Origin of the sequence: Citrobacter sp. U14242 (genome assembly GCF_046555775.1) — a bacterium.
Lineage (GTDB): Bacteria > Pseudomonadota > Gammaproteobacteria > Enterobacterales > Enterobacteriaceae > Citrobacter.
The window spans coordinates 388,330-403,536 of record NZ_JBKGLW010000002.1 but is presented as its reverse complement, the minus strand read 5'-3'; the positions used below and the strand labels follow the sequence as shown (position 1 = coordinate 403,536).

The 15,207-nt window shown below is 53.2% G+C and carries 15 protein-coding genes; 11 read left to right on the top strand and 4 right to left on the bottom strand.

All coding sequences use genetic code 11. The features are described from left to right. Nucleotides 1-37: 37 nt before the first annotated feature. Both dsdC and ACLJXE_RS04655 read left to right on the top strand, forming a co-directional pair. Complete coding sequence (dsdC, locus tag ACLJXE_RS04660) at nucleotides 38-964, top strand: DNA-binding transcriptional regulator DsdC (protein ID WP_286630038.1); 927 nt, start codon at nucleotides 38-40, stop codon at nucleotides 962-964. A 79-nt stretch (nucleotides 965-1,043) separates the two neighbouring features. Then, complete coding sequence (locus ACLJXE_RS04655) at nucleotides 1,044-2,126, top strand: cellulase family glycosylhydrolase (RefSeq protein ID WP_410750218.1); 1,083 nt, start codon at nucleotides 1,044-1,046, stop codon at nucleotides 2,124-2,126. Here the strand turns inward: ACLJXE_RS04655 and emrD are convergent. The 3 genes from emrD to tisB form a co-directional block, all read right to left on the bottom strand. Beyond that, nucleotides 2,053-3,237, bottom strand: coding sequence for a multidrug efflux MFS transporter EmrD (gene emrD / locus ACLJXE_RS04650; RefSeq protein ID WP_410750217.1), 1,185 nt, complete (start codon nucleotides 3,235-3,237; stop codon nucleotides 2,053-2,055). The genes ACLJXE_RS04655 and emrD overlap by 74 nt on opposite strands. 193 nt (nucleotides 3,238-3,430) lie before the next feature. Beyond that, on the bottom strand, nucleotides 3,431-4,264 hold the full coding sequence (locus ACLJXE_RS04645) for a DMT family transporter (protein WP_286630035.1): 834 nt from the start codon (nucleotides 4,262-4,264) through the stop codon (nucleotides 3,431-3,433). A 123-nt stretch (nucleotides 4,265-4,387) separates the two neighbouring features. Then, a complete protein-coding gene (tisB, locus tag ACLJXE_RS04640) occupies nucleotides 4,388-4,477 on the bottom strand; it encodes a type I toxin-antitoxin system toxin TisB (protein WP_003840643.1) in 90 nt (29 codons plus the stop codon). A gap of 519 nt (nucleotides 4,478-4,996) precedes the next feature. Here tisB and ivbL point away from each other — a divergent pair. The 3 genes from ivbL to ilvN all read left to right on the top strand — a co-directional run bounded on the left by ivbL (nucleotide 4,997) and on the right by ilvN (nucleotide 7,185). Continuing rightward, nucleotides 4,997-5,095, top strand: coding sequence for an ilvB operon leader peptide IvbL (ivbL, locus tag ACLJXE_RS04635; protein WP_003827118.1), 99 nt, complete (start codon nucleotides 4,997-4,999; stop codon nucleotides 5,093-5,095). Between the two features lie 107 nt (nucleotides 5,096-5,202). Next, complete coding sequence (ilvB, locus tag ACLJXE_RS04630) at nucleotides 5,203-6,891, top strand: acetolactate synthase large subunit (RefSeq protein ID WP_286630034.1); 1,689 nt, start codon at nucleotides 5,203-5,205, stop codon at nucleotides 6,889-6,891. A gap of 3 nt (nucleotides 6,892-6,894) precedes the next feature. Beyond that, on the top strand, nucleotides 6,895-7,185 hold the full coding sequence (ilvN, locus tag ACLJXE_RS04625) for an acetolactate synthase small subunit (RefSeq protein ID WP_045448917.1): 291 nt from the start codon (nucleotides 6,895-6,897) through the stop codon (nucleotides 7,183-7,185). A 1-nt stretch (nucleotide 7,186) separates the two neighbouring features. Here ilvN and ACLJXE_RS04620 read toward each other — a convergent pair whose 3' ends face one another. Continuing rightward, nucleotides 7,187-7,972, bottom strand: coding sequence for a DeoR family transcriptional regulator (locus ACLJXE_RS04620; protein WP_410750216.1), 786 nt, complete (start codon nucleotides 7,970-7,972; stop codon nucleotides 7,187-7,189). A gap of 324 nt (nucleotides 7,973-8,296) precedes the next feature. Between ACLJXE_RS04620 and rbsK the strand changes: the two genes are divergently transcribed. From rbsK to ACLJXE_RS04590, 6 genes are all read left to right on the top strand, one after another. After that, nucleotides 8,297-9,217 carry a ribokinase gene (rbsK, locus tag ACLJXE_RS04615; protein ID WP_410750215.1) on the top strand — a complete coding sequence of 307 codons (921 nt, stop codon included), beginning with the start codon at nucleotides 8,297-8,299 and terminating at the stop codon, nucleotides 9,215-9,217. A gap of 27 nt (nucleotides 9,218-9,244) precedes the next feature. Next, a complete protein-coding gene (gene fucP / locus ACLJXE_RS04610; protein WP_410750214.1) occupies nucleotides 9,245-10,561 on the top strand; it encodes an L-fucose:H+ symporter permease in 1,317 nt (438 codons plus the stop codon). A gap of 11 nt (nucleotides 10,562-10,572) precedes the next feature. Next, a complete protein-coding gene (locus ACLJXE_RS04605) occupies nucleotides 10,573-11,586 on the top strand; it encodes an aldose 1-epimerase family protein (protein ID WP_410750213.1) in 1,014 nt (337 codons plus the stop codon). Nucleotides 11,587-11,659: 73 nt separating this feature from the next. Then, the gene (gene uhpA / locus ACLJXE_RS04600; protein WP_045448904.1) at nucleotides 11,660-12,253 is read left to right on the top strand and encodes a transcriptional regulator UhpA; all 594 of its coding nucleotides are present in this window, start codon (nucleotides 11,660-11,662) and stop codon (nucleotides 12,251-12,253) included. Beyond that, the gene (gene uhpB / locus ACLJXE_RS04595; RefSeq protein WP_410750212.1) at nucleotides 12,250-13,752 is read left to right on the top strand and encodes a signal transduction histidine-protein kinase/phosphatase UhpB; all 1,503 of its coding nucleotides are present in this window, start codon (nucleotides 12,250-12,252) and stop codon (nucleotides 13,750-13,752) included. Before uhpA ends, uhpB begins: the two co-directional genes overlap by 4 nt. 9 nt (nucleotides 13,753-13,761) lie before the next feature. Further along, on the top strand, nucleotides 13,762-15,090 hold the full coding sequence (locus ACLJXE_RS04590; protein WP_286630031.1) for an MFS transporter: 1,329 nt from the start codon (nucleotides 13,762-13,764) through the stop codon (nucleotides 15,088-15,090). Nucleotides 15,091-15,207: the final 117 nt, after the last annotated feature.

The window sequence follows — 15,207 nt, the reverse complement described above, 5'->3', positions numbered from 1 at the left end:
ACACTCCGGCGAACAATTCACGATGAAAGAGGTGAATATGGACCCCCTTCGCGAAGTCAGAAATCGGCTGCTCAATGGTTGGCAACTCTCAAAACTGTATACCTTTGAAGTGGCGGCCAGGCATCAGTCGTTTGCGCTGGCGGCAGACGAACTTTCCTTAAGCCCCAGCGCCGTCAGCCACCGTATTAATCAGCTTGAAGAAGAGTTGGGGATTCAGCTGTTTGTTCGTTCTCACCGCAAAGTGGAGCTCACTCACGAAGGTAAACGGGTGTTCTGGGCGTTGAAATCGTCGCTGGATACGCTGAATCAGGAAATCCTCGATATCAAAAACCAGGAGCTGTCCGGGACGCTCACGGTGTACTCACGCCCCTCCATCGCACAGTGCTGGCTGGTTCCGGCGCTTGGTGACTTTACCCGTCGCTATCCGTCGATTTCGCTGACCATGCTGACCGGGAATGACAACGTCAATCTGCAACGTGCCGGGGTTGATCTGGCCATTTATTTTGACGATGCCCCCTCTGCACAGCTCACGCACCATTTCCTGATGGATGAAGCGATCCTGCCGGTATGCAGCCCGGACTATGCCCGTCGTTATGACCTTACGGGGTCGTTAGTGAATCTGTCACACTGCACGTTGTTGCACGACAGACAGGCATGGAGCAACGACTCCGGGACCGATGAATGGCACAGTTGGGCGCAGCATTTTGCCGTGAATTTGCCGACATCATCGGGTATCGGCTTTGATCGTTCTGATTTAGCGGTCATTGCGGCGATGAACCATATCGGCGTAGCGATGGGCCGAAAGAGACTGGTACAAAAGCGCCTCGACAGCGGGGAGCTGGTCGCGCCTTTCGGTGATATGGCGCTGAAATGCCATCAACACTATTACATCACCACGTTACCCGGCAGGCAGTGGCCAAAAATCGAGGCATTTATTGGCTGGCTGCAGGAGCAGGTTAAATAAGCGGGCAGCGAATTTTTTTTTACGCTTTCTCTCTACACCAGGTATCAAAAATCATGCTAAATACGTGATATCACACCTGATGATTTGCGTAAGGACGACCGTGTTAAAGCCGATTGTTTCCCTCTTACTGTTAGCCAGTGCCGCTGTGTATGCCGCGCCTCCTGCGCTGACGGCGGCGTTGTATGCGCAGCAGCTTGGGGTTGGAATGGACGTAGACTGGGCTCGCACCGATCGCGGTATCCGCGAGTTCGATCCGCTAGTGGTACGGGATTTCAAGGCGAAGGGGATCTCTCATGTGCGTATTCGTGTGGCTGGTGAGCCAACAGAAGCCAGGCTCATCCATTTGCGCAAGCTGGTAGAGGCTTGCGAGCAATACGGCGTGATCCCAATTATTGCTTATCAGGCCGATGAATATAAAAAAGACCCCAATAGTGGCAACGAAAAAGAGGTGGTTAACTGGTGGGTCGCGGTGGCGCATTACTTTGGTCAAAGCTCGCCGTTGCTGGGTTTTGACCTGATTTATGAGCCTGCCGATAAGCTTAATCACAATCAGACTTCGCTCAATCGGGTGTACGACAAAACGATTCGCACAATTCACGCCATTTCGCCGCAGCGGATGATTTTCATTGCTCCGCGGCTGCGCGCGGCACCGGAAGATTTGCCTAATCTGAAATTACCGCCGCAAAGCCAGAATACCGTTCTGGCTGAATGGCATATCTTCCCGTGGGGGCCGCTAAAAAATAACGGTAAGTACCCCTGGACGTCGGGGACTGCGGCAGAAAAAGCCGCCATTCGCGCCCGTATTAATACTGCCATTCACTGGCAACAGAAAACGGGCCATGTCAGTTGGGTGGGGGGGTGGTCACCGGGAGAAACCATCAAAAATACGCCTTCTGCCGTGCAAACTGCATTTGCACGGTTTATGGCATGTGAACTGCGCAAGGCGAAAATCCCCTATGCAATCAATGCTGATACGCAGTTTTATGATGGTGAAGAAGGTGCCTGGCGTCCGGCACTGGAACCGTTGATTAATACGATGATTGCGCCGGAATGTGAAAAGCCCGGCGATAAGCCGGGCCATCATACGCTTAAACCGCCTGTCCCTGATGTGACACGCGTGACGCCAGCGGCAGCCAGCACACAAAAATCAGCAGCCCCATGAGGGTCATCAGCAGGCCGAGGCTGGCTTGTCCGGTCTGCGGTAGCATCGCGGAGAGCCACGCCAGCACGCCAGATCCAATGTTCTGTAAGCCACCAACCAGTGCGCCGGCAGTACCTGCCAGGAACGGGAAAGGTTCCATTGCGCCGCTGGTTGCCAGTGGGAACAGCATCCCCGCACCGAAGAAGAACAACGCGGCAGGAACCAGCAGTGTCCAGACGTTCATCACATCAAACAAACCTGGGATCCACATCATCAGCCCGGCAACCAGACAGCAGGTCACCGACTGCCACATTAGCGTTGAAAACCGCTTGTTAGGGCGACCGGCGAACCATGCGCCGAAAAACGCCGCTGGAATAGGCAGAATAAACAGGATACTGACCGCCATGCTGCTTAAACCCAGGACCGCGCCCATCAATACCCCAGAACAGGCTTCGAAGACGGCAACGCCTGCCAGACCACCGATCAACATCAGTACGTAACAAGTAAATGCGCCGTTGCCAAACAGGGTTTTGTAGCTGGCAATAAGCCGTGGACGTGGCGCACCAGCAGGCCGTGTTTCCGGCATCCAGCGCGCCATGCTAAATGTGACGCCCGCACACAGAATCAGCAGAAAAATATAGCAAGCGCGCCAGTTCCACAGCGTATCCAGCATGCCGCCAATCAGCGGTGCCAGCAGCGGACTGACCAGGATACCCATATTTAACAAACTATTCGCGTGACGAAGCTGAGTACCTTCATACAGGTCTCGCGGTAGGGTGCGCGCCATCACTCCGCCGACGCCTGTCCCCATACCCTGGATGGCACTGGCGATAATCAATATCGGCAGACTATGGGTAGTAATGGCGACCAGCGTAGCCAGCATAAAAATAGACATCCCGGCGAGGATCACCGGGCGACGACCTACGCGGTCGGAAAGCGGGCCGTAAAACAGTTGTGACACGCCGTAGGTCAGCAGGTAGGCAGCCATTACGCTTTGCACCGCGCCTTCGCGAACGTTCAGTTCACGCGCCATATCAGCAATCGCGGGGATATAAATGGTTTGCGCCATCTGACCCACCGCCACCAGTAATACCAACATCAACAACAAATTGACGCTTCTATGCCTTTTCATTTCGCTGATTACTTTTCAAATGAAGAAAAAATAAGAATAAGGTGCTGCACTTTCCCATAAATGCGCGTGGAATCTACCACAACAGAAATAGAAGGCCAGATAGTGGGCTGGAATGTTTCAACGATGAACGGCAGGAAATGTAAACAAATAGCGGCAACAAATGTTGCCGGATTGCATCAGGTCGACAGCGCGATTATGACAAACGTAGCAATACTGCGCCGGCGGCAATGCCTCCGGCAGCGATAAGGCGTACTCCGGCGACTTTCTCTTTTAGCAGCAACCAGGCGAGCAGTGCGCCAAACAGAATGGATGTTTCACGCAGTGCGGCTACCACCGCCAGCGGGGCCTGAGTCATCGCCCACAGTGCCAGTCCGTAAGAGCCCATGGTGCCAATACCGCCAAGAATACCTTTCTTCCACTGGTGCGCCAGATAGCGGGAGGCTTCGCGGCGTCTGGCAATCATCGCCCAGCTCAACAAGCAGGAGCCGTTCAGGAAGAAGGTCCAGAGCGTGTAGCCCAGTGCAGTCTCTGAAAGCCGAACACCGGTGCCATCAACCAGCGTATAGCCGGCAATAAAACAGGCATTAATGAGCGCCAGAACGATCCCTCGTTGCGAACTGCTGCGACCGTTAAATGCCATGCCGAGGATCGCCAGGCAGATTGTGGCAATCCCCACCCAGGCCAGTATTGACAGACTATCGCCGAGAAACAGGACGCTGATGATAGCGACCAACAATGGGGCAGTGCCGCGCATGATGGGATAGGTCTGGCTCATGTCCGAAACCTGATAGGTTTTGGCAACCAGTACGGTGTACACCACCTGTAATGCGGTTGAAATCGCCAAAAACGGCAGGCTGGCGGCAGAGGGTTGGGGGGCGAAGGGCAAGAGAATCAGAGCCATAATCGCAGCCGAGCCACTCACGCTGATAGCCGAGTACAGCTTGTCATTTCCTGCTTTAACAATGGCGTTCCAGCTGGCATGAAGCAGCGCGGCGAACAGTAAAATGCAGAAAACAGAAAGGGTCATAGCGCTATTCTTCCCTGAGAATGTCATAAAAACGTAACATATTGGCGCGGCACAAGCACCTGGGAGAAGGTGAAAGGGGAGCAGGTGATAACCCGCTCCCCTTAAGTGCGACTTGAATCTGAACTATTTTATATACTTCAGAACAGCATCAAGCAGTTGCAGTGCTGCAACGATGAGTTTGAGGATAAGAATAGCGATATCCACGAGGCTCATACGCTCTCCTTTTGGTACAAGGAGCACGGTGCTGGCGTACCTCGCCGCTGCCTGTTGCCAGCACCTTTGTTGACGTAACACAGTGTGCTCACTTAGGGGGTTAAGGCGCTGACGGCACCACCCGTTTCAGCCAGGACTTTGATGCGCCGGTAAAACAGCGGCCCCCTCGCGCACTGCGAACATTCACAGTATAGATAAATACTGTATGTATGAACAGTATTTTATGGACAAAACCCGCAAAGCGATCCATACTCAGAAACGTCAAAATCGTGCCTTAAATTGCGCGTTCGTTCACGTTCGCGTATACTTCTTGCGTTGACGTAACACAGTGTGTTCTGCGGTTACCAGCCGCAAACCCTGAAAAAAACCCCGCCGCGGCGGGGTTTTTTGTTTTTACATTGTGTACAGCTAAACGTGATCTTTGACGCATTTTTGCGCAGATGAAAAATTTTCCATTGTCACGCTGAAAAACCTGTGTTTGTATAAATCCTGTTAATCAACAAACAGACAAGGTCCCTAATGAACCCTTCCATGCTGACTGCGACCCTACTAAAAACTGCGCCATCTCGCGCAGCGGTCGTCGTGCGTGTGGTGGTGGTCGTCGGCAATGCGCCGTAGGGTCCGGAACAACACACGATTCCAAAACCCCGCCGGCGCAAACCGGGCGGGGTTTTTCGTATAAGAGACCTGCCCGGAGCAAAGGCCCAGAATAAAAGGACTGGAGCATGGCAAGTTCGGGCATCACATCCAAGCGTACGCGCTTTACGGGCGCAGAATTCATCGTTCATTTCCTGGAACGTCAGGGAATTAAAGTGGTCACCGGTATTCCTGGCGGCTCAATTCTCCCTGTCTACGACGCCTTAAGCCAAAGCACGCAAATCCGTCATATCCTGGCACGCCACGAGCAGGGGGCGGGGTTCATCGCTCAGGGGATGGCACGAACCGAGGGTAAACCTGCGGTGTGTATGGCCTGTAGCGGGCCGGGGGCAACTAACCTGGTTACTGCTATCGCCGATGCGCGCCTGGACTCTATTCCGTTGGTGTGTATCACCGGGCAGGTTCCGGCCTCAATGATCGGCACTGACGCCTTCCAGGAAGTTGACACCTACGGCATCTCTATCCCCATCACCAAACATAATTATCTGGTTCGCCATATCAATGAATTACCGCAGGTCATGAGCGATGCCTTCCGCATTGCGCAGTCAGGACGCCCAGGCCCGGTGTGGATAGACATACCTAAGGACATTCAAACAGCCGTATTTGAAATTGAAGAGATGCCGGAGCCTGCAGAAAAAGCCCCTGCGCCAACCTTTAGCGCGGACAGCGTTCGCGATGCTGCCGCCATGATTAATGCGGCACAACGTCCGGTGTTGTACCTCGGTGGCGGCGTGATTAACGCACCTGAGCGTGTACGTGAGCTGGCGGAAAAAGCGATGCTGCCCACCACCATGACCTTAATGGCGCTGGGCATGTTGCCAAAAGCGCATCCGCTGTCGTTAGGCATGCTGGGCATGCACGGCGCACGCAGCACCAACTTTATTCTGCAAGAGGCTGATTTATTAGTTGTTCTTGGCGCACGTTTTGATGACCGGGCGATAGGTAAAACCGAGCAGTTCTGCCCGAATGCAAAAATAATCCACGTGGATATCGATCGTGCTGAGCTGGGTAAAATCAAACAGCCGCATGTGGCAATTCAGGCGGATGTGAATGAGGTACTGGAACAGTTGATCCCATTGATTGAGGCGCAGTCGCGCGACGTGTGGCATCAAATGGTGGCGGATTTGCAGCGTGAATTCCCGTGTACCATTCCACAGGAAAGCGATCCGCTCAGCCATTATGGACTGATTAACGCTGTTGCGGCTTGCGTGGACGACAGCGCTATCATTACCACCGACGTGGGTCAGCATCAGATGTGGGCGGCGCAGGCCTACCCACTGAATCGCCCACGTCAGTGGCTGACTTCTGGTGGTCTGGGCACCATGGGCTTCGGTTTGCCTGCTGCGATTGGTGCGGCGCTGGCGAACCCGGACAAGAAAGTGCTGTGCTTCTCCGGCGACGGCAGCCTGATGATGAATATTCAGGAAATGGCGACTGCCAGTGAAAATCAGCTGGATATTAAAATCATCCTGATGAATAACGAAGCACTGGGTCTGGTGTATCAGCAGCAGAGCCTGTTTTATAAACAAGGCGTGTTTGCTGCGACCTATCCGGGGATGATTAACTTTATGCAGATTGCCGCCGGTTTTGGTCTGGAAACCTGCGATTTAAATCATGAAGCGGATCCACAGGCGGCGCTGCAGGAGATAATCAATCGTCCAGGACCGGCGCTGATCCACGTACGTATTGATGCAGAAGAAAAAGTGTACCCGATGGTACCGCCGGGTGCGGCAAACACTGAAATGGTGGGGGAATAAGCCATGCAACAGCAGACTCATGACAACGTAATCCTGGAACTCACCGTACGCAACCACCCGGGTGTAATGACCCACGTTTGTGGGCTGTTTGCCCGCCGTGCGTTCAACGTGGAAGGTATCCTCTGTCTACCGATTCAGGGCAGCGACCAGAGTCGCATCTGGCTACTGGTTAACGACGATCAACGTCTGGAACAGATGATAAGCCAGATCGACAAACTGGAAGATGTGGTGAAAGTGGCGCGTAACCAGTCCGACCCGTCGATGTTTAACAAGATTACCGTCTTCTTCGAGTAAGTTAACCGCCGTCGGCGTTCGGGGTGATGACTTTGACAGAGCCGTTCCGGCAGTGGGTTGCGTAATCTGCCGGTAACGGACGGTCGCTTATCAGTACGTCAAAGGTGGAGAGTGGACCAATGCTGGCGGGGGCGACCTCATCGAACAGGGCGTGGCGCGTCAGCAGAATTTTGCGTAATCCGCGTTCCATCGCTTTGCGTTTTGTGGCCAGATCGTCCGGATTGAACCAGCTAACGCCGAAATGCTCATGGACTCCGCTGGCGGAGATAAAGACTTTCCGTGGGTTGAGTGCATCCAGCGGGGAGGGATTGCTGGTGTCGTAAAAGGCGTCACTTTTCGCCCGGTAGGTCCCCCCGCAAAGAATCGCTGTGGCGTTGGGCTTTTCATTTAGCGCTACGAACACCCGGTGCGAGTAGCAAATCCCGGTAAAGGAAATATCGTCCGGGATCATGCTGACCACCAACGGCATTTCCGCACCATTATCAAAAAAGACCAGATCATTTTCACTCACCAGTCCCGCAGCCAGAATGGCAACCGGTAAATCGTCGCGGTGATACTGCTTTTGCGCCGGAAGTGGCGCGTTAACGATGGCAGCAGGTTTGTTCACCATCACAATGTAACCACCGAGCAGCGTAAGTGGTAACGGCTCGTCATCCTGACTGAGATCCCGACGAATAGTCATCACGGAAACTTCCAGCATTCGTGCCGCCTCTTTCAGATGGATTCGGTCGGTCTTCTTCAACAATTCCATCAGACGTCGAATACGTTCTTTTTGCTTAGTTTCCATGTGCTTCTCCACGAATCATGTTTCCATGTTCCTTCAGTAACATTTTTGTGTTTCTGAGAACATGGCATTGCCACATTACTATACGTCTGACTATTCGGAAATAAAAGCGTGTTTTTTCACGTTTTATTGATTATATCCAGTTAATTTTCAGTCAATTGTAAAAAACTTCATCATTTGTAGTGTGATATGGCCGCAACATTTAGCGTAATAAATAAACAATAAAATGATCTTCCAATCGCGATCCTAGTCACAAATGATACGAAAGTAACATGATAATGTTATTTTAATATCATTTTTGTGTGATTGTTTCTGAGAGGTAGTAAAATGGATATCGCGGTTATTGGTTCCAACATGGTGGATCTCATCACCTACATCAACCAGATGCCCAAAGAAGGGGAAACGCTGGAAGCGCCGGCGTTCAAAATTGGCTGCGGGGGCAAAGGCGCAAATCAGGCCGTTGCGGCCGCTAAGCTCAATTCCAAAGTGCTAATGCTGACAAAAGTCGGTGATGATATTTTTGCGGATAACACTATTCGCAATCTCGAATCCTGGGGAATTAATACCACCTATGTCGAAAAGGTACCCTGCACCAGCAGCGGTGTCGCACCGATCTTTGTTAATGCGAACTCCAGCAACAGCATTCTGATTATTAAAGGAGCGAACAAATTTCTCTCCCCGGAAGATATCGATCGTGCGGCGGAAGATCTGAAAAAATGTCAGCTTATTGTCCTGCAACTGGAAGTGCAGCTGGAAACCGTTTATCACGCGATTGAATTTGGCAAAAAACACGGTATTGAAGTGTTACTAAATCCCGCCCCTGCATTACGGGAATTAGATATGTCTCATGCCTGTAAATGTGATTTTTTCGTACCGAATGAAACCGAGCTGGAAATATTAACCGGTATGCCAGTGGATACTTATGACCATATTCGCGCAGCGGCACGTTCTCTGGTTGATAAAGGTCTGAACAATATTATCGTCACCATGGGTGAGAAAGGTGCGCTGTGGATGACGCGTGATCAGGAAGTCCATGTTCCAGCGTTTAAAGTGAACGCTGTCGATACCAGTGGCGCAGGCGACGCTTTCATCGGTTGTTTTGCTCACTATTACGTTCAAAGCGGTGATGTGGAAACCGCCATGAAAAAAGCTGCTCTCTTCGCTGCTTTCAGCGTTACCGGGAAAGGCACTCAATCATCTTATCCAAGCATCGAACAATTTAATGAGTTTCTTACCTTAAACGAATAATACTCCTGCACTGTAAAAGGTAGCACTATGAACGATAAAAACATCATTCAGATGCCTGACGGCTATTTGAATAAGACCCCTCTGTTCCAGTTTATTTTGTTATCCTGTTTATTCCCGTTATGGGGATGCGCAGCCGCATTAAATGATATTCTGATTACGCAATTCAAAAGCGTATTTTCACTCAGTAACTTTGCCTCGGCATTAGTTCAGAGTGCTTTTTATGGCGGTTATTTTTTAATTGCGATTCCGGCATCTCTGGTGATTAAAAAGACCAGTTATAAAGTCGCCATCTTAATAGGGCTGACCCTTTATATCGTTGGGTGTACGCTCTTTTTCCCAGCATCGCACATGGCCACCTACACCATGTTCCTTGCGGCGATTTTCGCGATTGCGATTGGTCTGAGCTTCCTGGAAACAGCAGCCAACACCTACAGCTCAATGATCGGCCCAAAAGCGTATGCCACTTTACGCCTGAACATCAGTCAGACCTTTTATCCTATTGGTGCGGCTGCTGGCATTCTGCTAGGTAAATATCTGGTCTTCTCTGAAGGCGAAAGCCTGGAAAAACAGATGGCCGGGATGAACGCCGAGCAGATCCATAACTTTAAAGTCTTGATGCTGGAAAATACTCTTGAGCCATACAAGTACATGATTATGGTGCTGGTTGTGGTGATGGTGTTATTCCTGCTGACCCGTTTCCCGACCTGTAAAGTCGCGCAAACCACGAGTCATAAACGCCCGTCAGCGATGGATACACTGCGTTATCTGGCCAGCAATCCCCGTTTCCGTCGTGGAATTGTGGCGCAATTTCTTTATGTGGGGATGCAGGTCGCGGTGTGGTCATTCACCATCCGCCTGGCACTGGAATTAGGTGATATCAATGAGCGTGACGCCTCAACCTTCATGGTCTATAGCTTCGCCTGCTTCTTTATCGGCAAGTTTATCGCCAACATTTTGATGACGCGCTTCAATCCGGAAAAAGTGCTGATTCTCTATTCCATCATTGGTGCCCTGTTCCTCGTCTATGTTGCACTGGCGCCAAGCTTCAGCGCTGTGTATGTCGCAGTGCTGGTGAGTGTCCTGTTTGGACCCTGCTGGGCGACAATCTATGCTGGTACGCTTGATACCGTGGATAACGAGCATACCGAAATGGCGGGGGCTGTCATTGTTATGGCGATTGTCGGCGCGGCGGTGGTTCCGGCGATTCAGGGCTATGTGGCCGATATGTTCCATTCATTGCAACTTTCGTTCCTGGTCTCCATGCTGTGCTTCGTGTACGTCGGTATCTACTTCTGGCGTGAAAGCAAAGTGCGCAACAACCTGGCTGAAGCGACAGTTTCCTGAGGAGAGCGGTCATGACAACACGTATAACGCTGTGGCGGGAACTCTTTGCAGAGCATCCGCGAATCTTACTGAAGAATAGCGACTTCACGGTTACCGCATTTCGTTACGCCAGCGGAGTGGAAGGGCTGAAGGTAGAAAACAGTCGTGGACATCTGGTTATTCTGCCCTGGATGGGGCAAATGATCTGGGATGCGCAGTTCGATGGCCATGATTTGACTATGTGCAACATGTTCAGCCAACCGAAACCTGCGATAGAAGTGGTGGCGACTTACGGCTGTTTTGCCTTCCACTCTGGGTTACTGGCCAATGGCTGCCCGTCGCCGGAGGATTCTCACCCATTACACGGTGAAATGGCTTGTGCCACGATGGATGAAGCCTGGCTGGAGCTGGAGGGTGAGAATTTGCGCGTGGGTGGACGCTATGAGTATGTGATGGGGTTCGGTCATCATTATCAGGCGCATCCTGCGGTGGTAATGCACAAAGCGAGCGCGCTGTTTGATATTCAGATGGCGGTTACCAACCTCGCCTCAGTGGCAATGCCGTTGCAGTACATGTGCCATATGAACTATGCCTACGTACCGGAAGCCACCTTCAGCCAGAATATTCCTGATGAGGCGCTAACGCTGCGTGAGTCGATACCCGCGCATGTTAAGCCGACTGAGCAGTGGCTGGCGTTTAATCAGCGGATTGTGCAGGGCGAGGCTTCTCTGGCGCGGCTCAATGAACCCTATTTTTACGATCCGGAAATTGTCTTCTTTGCTGACCAACTGGACAGGTACACGGATAAGCCAGAATTTAGAATGATCGCGCCTGATGGCACCACGTTCGTTACGCGTTTCTCCAGCGCGGAACTGAATTATGTGACACGTTGGATCCTCTACAACGGCGATCAGCAGGTTGCGGCATTCGCCTTGCCTGCAACCTGTCGACCTGAAGGATTCCTGGCAGCACAACGCAATGGCACCTTGATTGAAATAGAACCGCAGCACACCCGGACATTTACAGTCACAACTGGCATAGCCTGATCGCTCAAGGCTTGAACAGCAACGCGCTTATCGTTAAGGTAAGCGCGTTTTTTATACCTGCCAGGATGAACCCATGATTACCGTTGCCCTTATCGACGACCACCTTATCGTCCGCTCCGGCTTTGCGCAGCTGCTGGGGCTTGAACCTGATTTACAGGTTGTCGCTGAGTTCGGTTCCGGGCGTGAGGCGCTGGCAGGATTGCCGGGACGCGGCGTGCAGGTCTGTATCTGCGATATCTCTATGCCTGACATTTCCGGCCTCGAACTGTTAAGCCAGTTGCCAAAAGGCATGGCGATTATCATGCTCTCCGTTCACGACAGCCCGGCGCTGGTGGAACAGGCGTTAAATGCCGGTGCGCGTGGCTTCCTCTCCAAGCGTTGCAGCCCCGACGAACTGATTGCGGCGGTGCATACCGTGGCGACCGGTGGCTGCTATCTCACGCCGGACATTGCCGTTAAGCTGGCAGCCGGACGTCAGGACCCGCTAACCAAACGCGAACGTCAGGTGGCAGAAAAACTGGCGCAAGGGATGGCAGTCAAAGAGATCGCGGCTGAACTGGGCTTGTCACCAAAAACGGTACACGTGCACCGCGCCAATCTGATGGAAAAGTTGGGCGTAAGCAATGATGTTGAGTTGGCTCGGCGGATGTTTGACGGCTGGCAATGAACACGTTCTTTTCCCGGTTAGTCACCCTTGTTGCCTGCTTTTTTATCTTCTCTGCCGCATGGTTTTGCCTGTGGAGCATCAGCCTGCATCTGGTTGAACGCCCGGAGCTGGCTGTGCTGCTGTTTCCATTCGGCCTGCGCCTGGGCTTGATGCTGCAATGCCCGCGCGGCTACTGGCCGGTACTGTTGGGTGCGGAATGGCTGCTTCTGTTTTGGCTGGCGCAGGAAGTGGCGCTGTCCCATTTGCCACTTTTGGTGATCGGTAGCTTTCTCACTTTACTTCCCGTCGCACTGACCTCACGCTTCCGCCATCAGCGTGACTGGCGCACATTGTTATTACAGGGGGCAGCACTGACCGCGGCGGCACTGCTGCAATCGCTACCATGGCTTGGGCAAGGTGAAGAGGCGTGGACCGTGCTGCTGCTAACACTCACTGGGGGGCTGACGCTGGCGCCGATCTGCCTGGTGTTCTGGCACTATCTGACCAGCACCACCTGGCTGCCGCTGGGACCGGCGGTGGTTTCTCAACCCGTGAACTGGCGCGGACGACATCTGGTCTGGTATTTGTTGTTGTTCAGTGTCAGCCTGTGGTTGCAGTTGGGCCTGCCGAATGAGCTGTCACGCTTTACGCCGTTTTGCCTGGCGCTGCCGATTATTGCACTTGCCTGGCACTATGGCTGGCAGGGGGCGCTGATCGCCACACTGATGAATGCCATCGCGCTGATTGCCAGCCAGACCTGGCACGATCATCCCGTTGATTTACTGCTCTCGCTGTTGGCGCAAAGCCTGACCGGGCTGCTGCTCGGCGCGGGGATCCAGCGCCTGCGTGAACTCAACCAGTCGCTGCAAAACGAGCTGGCACGCAATCATCGTTTGGCGGAGCGTTTGCTGGAAACCGAAGAAAGCGTACGTCGCGACGTGGCACGTGAACTGCATGATGACATTGGGCAGACCATTACCGCTATTCGTACTCAGGCCGGTATCGTTCAGCGGCTGGCTCCGGAGAATGTGGGCGTAAAGCGCAGTGGGGCGCATATCGAGCAGCTTTCACTCGGGGTATACGATTCGGTACGCCGCCTGTTGGGGCGTTTACGCCCGCGCCAGTTAGATGATTTAACGCTGGAGCAGGCTATCCGTTCGTTGATGCGGGAAATGGAGCTGGAAAGTCGCGGTATCGTCAGCCATCTCGACTGGCATATTGATGAATCAGAACTCAGCGAAAGTCAGCGGGTGACGCTGTTTCGCGTCTGCCAGGAAGGACTGAATAATATTGTTAAGCATGCCAATGCCAGCGCGGTGACGTTGCAGGGCTGGCTACAGGATGAGCGGTTGATGCTGGTGATTGAGGACGATGGCAGCGGCCTGCCGCCGGGTTCGGATCAGCAAGGATTTGGCCTCACCGGGATGCGTGAGCGTATTACGGCCCTCGGCGGTAAGCTTTCGATATCCTGTACGCACGGTACGCGGGTCAGCGTCTCTTTGCCTCAGCGTTATGTGTAAGGAATGGCAATGTTTCAGTTTCTAAAAGCCCCGGCCAATGCGCCACTCATTACTGATAAGCGCGAGGTGGACGCCCGCTATCGCTACTGGCGGCGGCATATTCTGACCACCATCTGGCTTGGTTACGCGCTGTTTTATTTCACGCGCAAAAGCTTCAACGCGGCGGTGCCGGATATCCTGACCAGCGGTGTACTGACCCGCAGTGATATTGGCCTGTTGGCAACGCTGTTTTACATCACTTACGGCCTGTCGAAGTTTGTCTCTGGTATCGTCAGCGATCGTTCCAACGCCCGCTATTTTATGGGGATTGGCTTGATTGCCACTGGCGTGGTGAACATCCTGTTTGGCTTCTCCACCTCGCTGTGGGCTTTTGCGTTACTGTGGGCACTGAATGCGTTTTTCCAGGGCTGGGGATCGCCGGTATGCGCCCGTTTGCTGACGGCCTGGTATTCGCGTACCGAGCGCGGTGGCTGGTGGGCGCTATGGAACACCGCGCATAACGTCGGCGGGGCGCTGATCCCGATAGTGATGGCGGCGACGGCGCTGCATTATGGCTGGCGTGCAGGAATGATGATTGCCGGAATACTGGCGATTGTGGTGGGATTTTTCCTGTGCTGGCGGTTGCGCGACAGGCCGCAGGCGATTGGCTTACCCCCGGTTGGCGACTGGCGACACGATGAGTTAGAAATTGCCCAGCAGCAGGAGGGCGCAGGCTTAACCCGCAAAGAAATTCTCACCCGCTATGTGTTGCTGAATCCCTATATCTGGCTGCTGTCGTTGTGTTATGTGCTGGTGTACGTGGTGCGTGCGGCGATCAACGACTGGGGTAATTTGTACATGTCAGAAACGCTGGGGGTCGATCTGGTGACCGCCAATACCGCGGTGACCATGTTTGAACTGGGCGGGTTTATCGGGGCACTGGTGGCGGGTTGGGGGTCAGATAAGCTGTTCAACGGCAATCGAGGGCCAATGAACCTGATTTTCGCCGCCGGGATTTTACTTTCCGTCGGTTCGCTATGGCTGATGCCGTTCGCCAGCTACGTGATGCAGGCGGCGTGCTTTTTCACCACCGGATTCTTCGTCTTTGGCCCGCAAATGCTGATTGGTATGGCGGCGGCGGAGTGCTCGCACAAAGAGGCAGCAGGGGCGGCGACCGGGTTTGTCGGGCTATTCGCTTATCTGGGAGCCTCGCTCTCCGGCTGGCCACTGGCGAAGGTGATGGAGGTTTGGCACTGGACCGGATTCTTTGTGGTTATCGCCATCGCAGCGGGGATATCGGCACTGTTGCTGCTACCGTTTTTGAATGCCCAGGCGCCGCGTGAGCCTGGCGAAGCGTGATGTATCTCACCTTTTTGCCTCAAGTGGGGTAAAACTAAGAAATTTTCCCGGTTTCACCTGGACGCTGTCTCAGGCGTGATCCCGGGCTGATTTTTACAATGCCTGCTATTCGCAGGT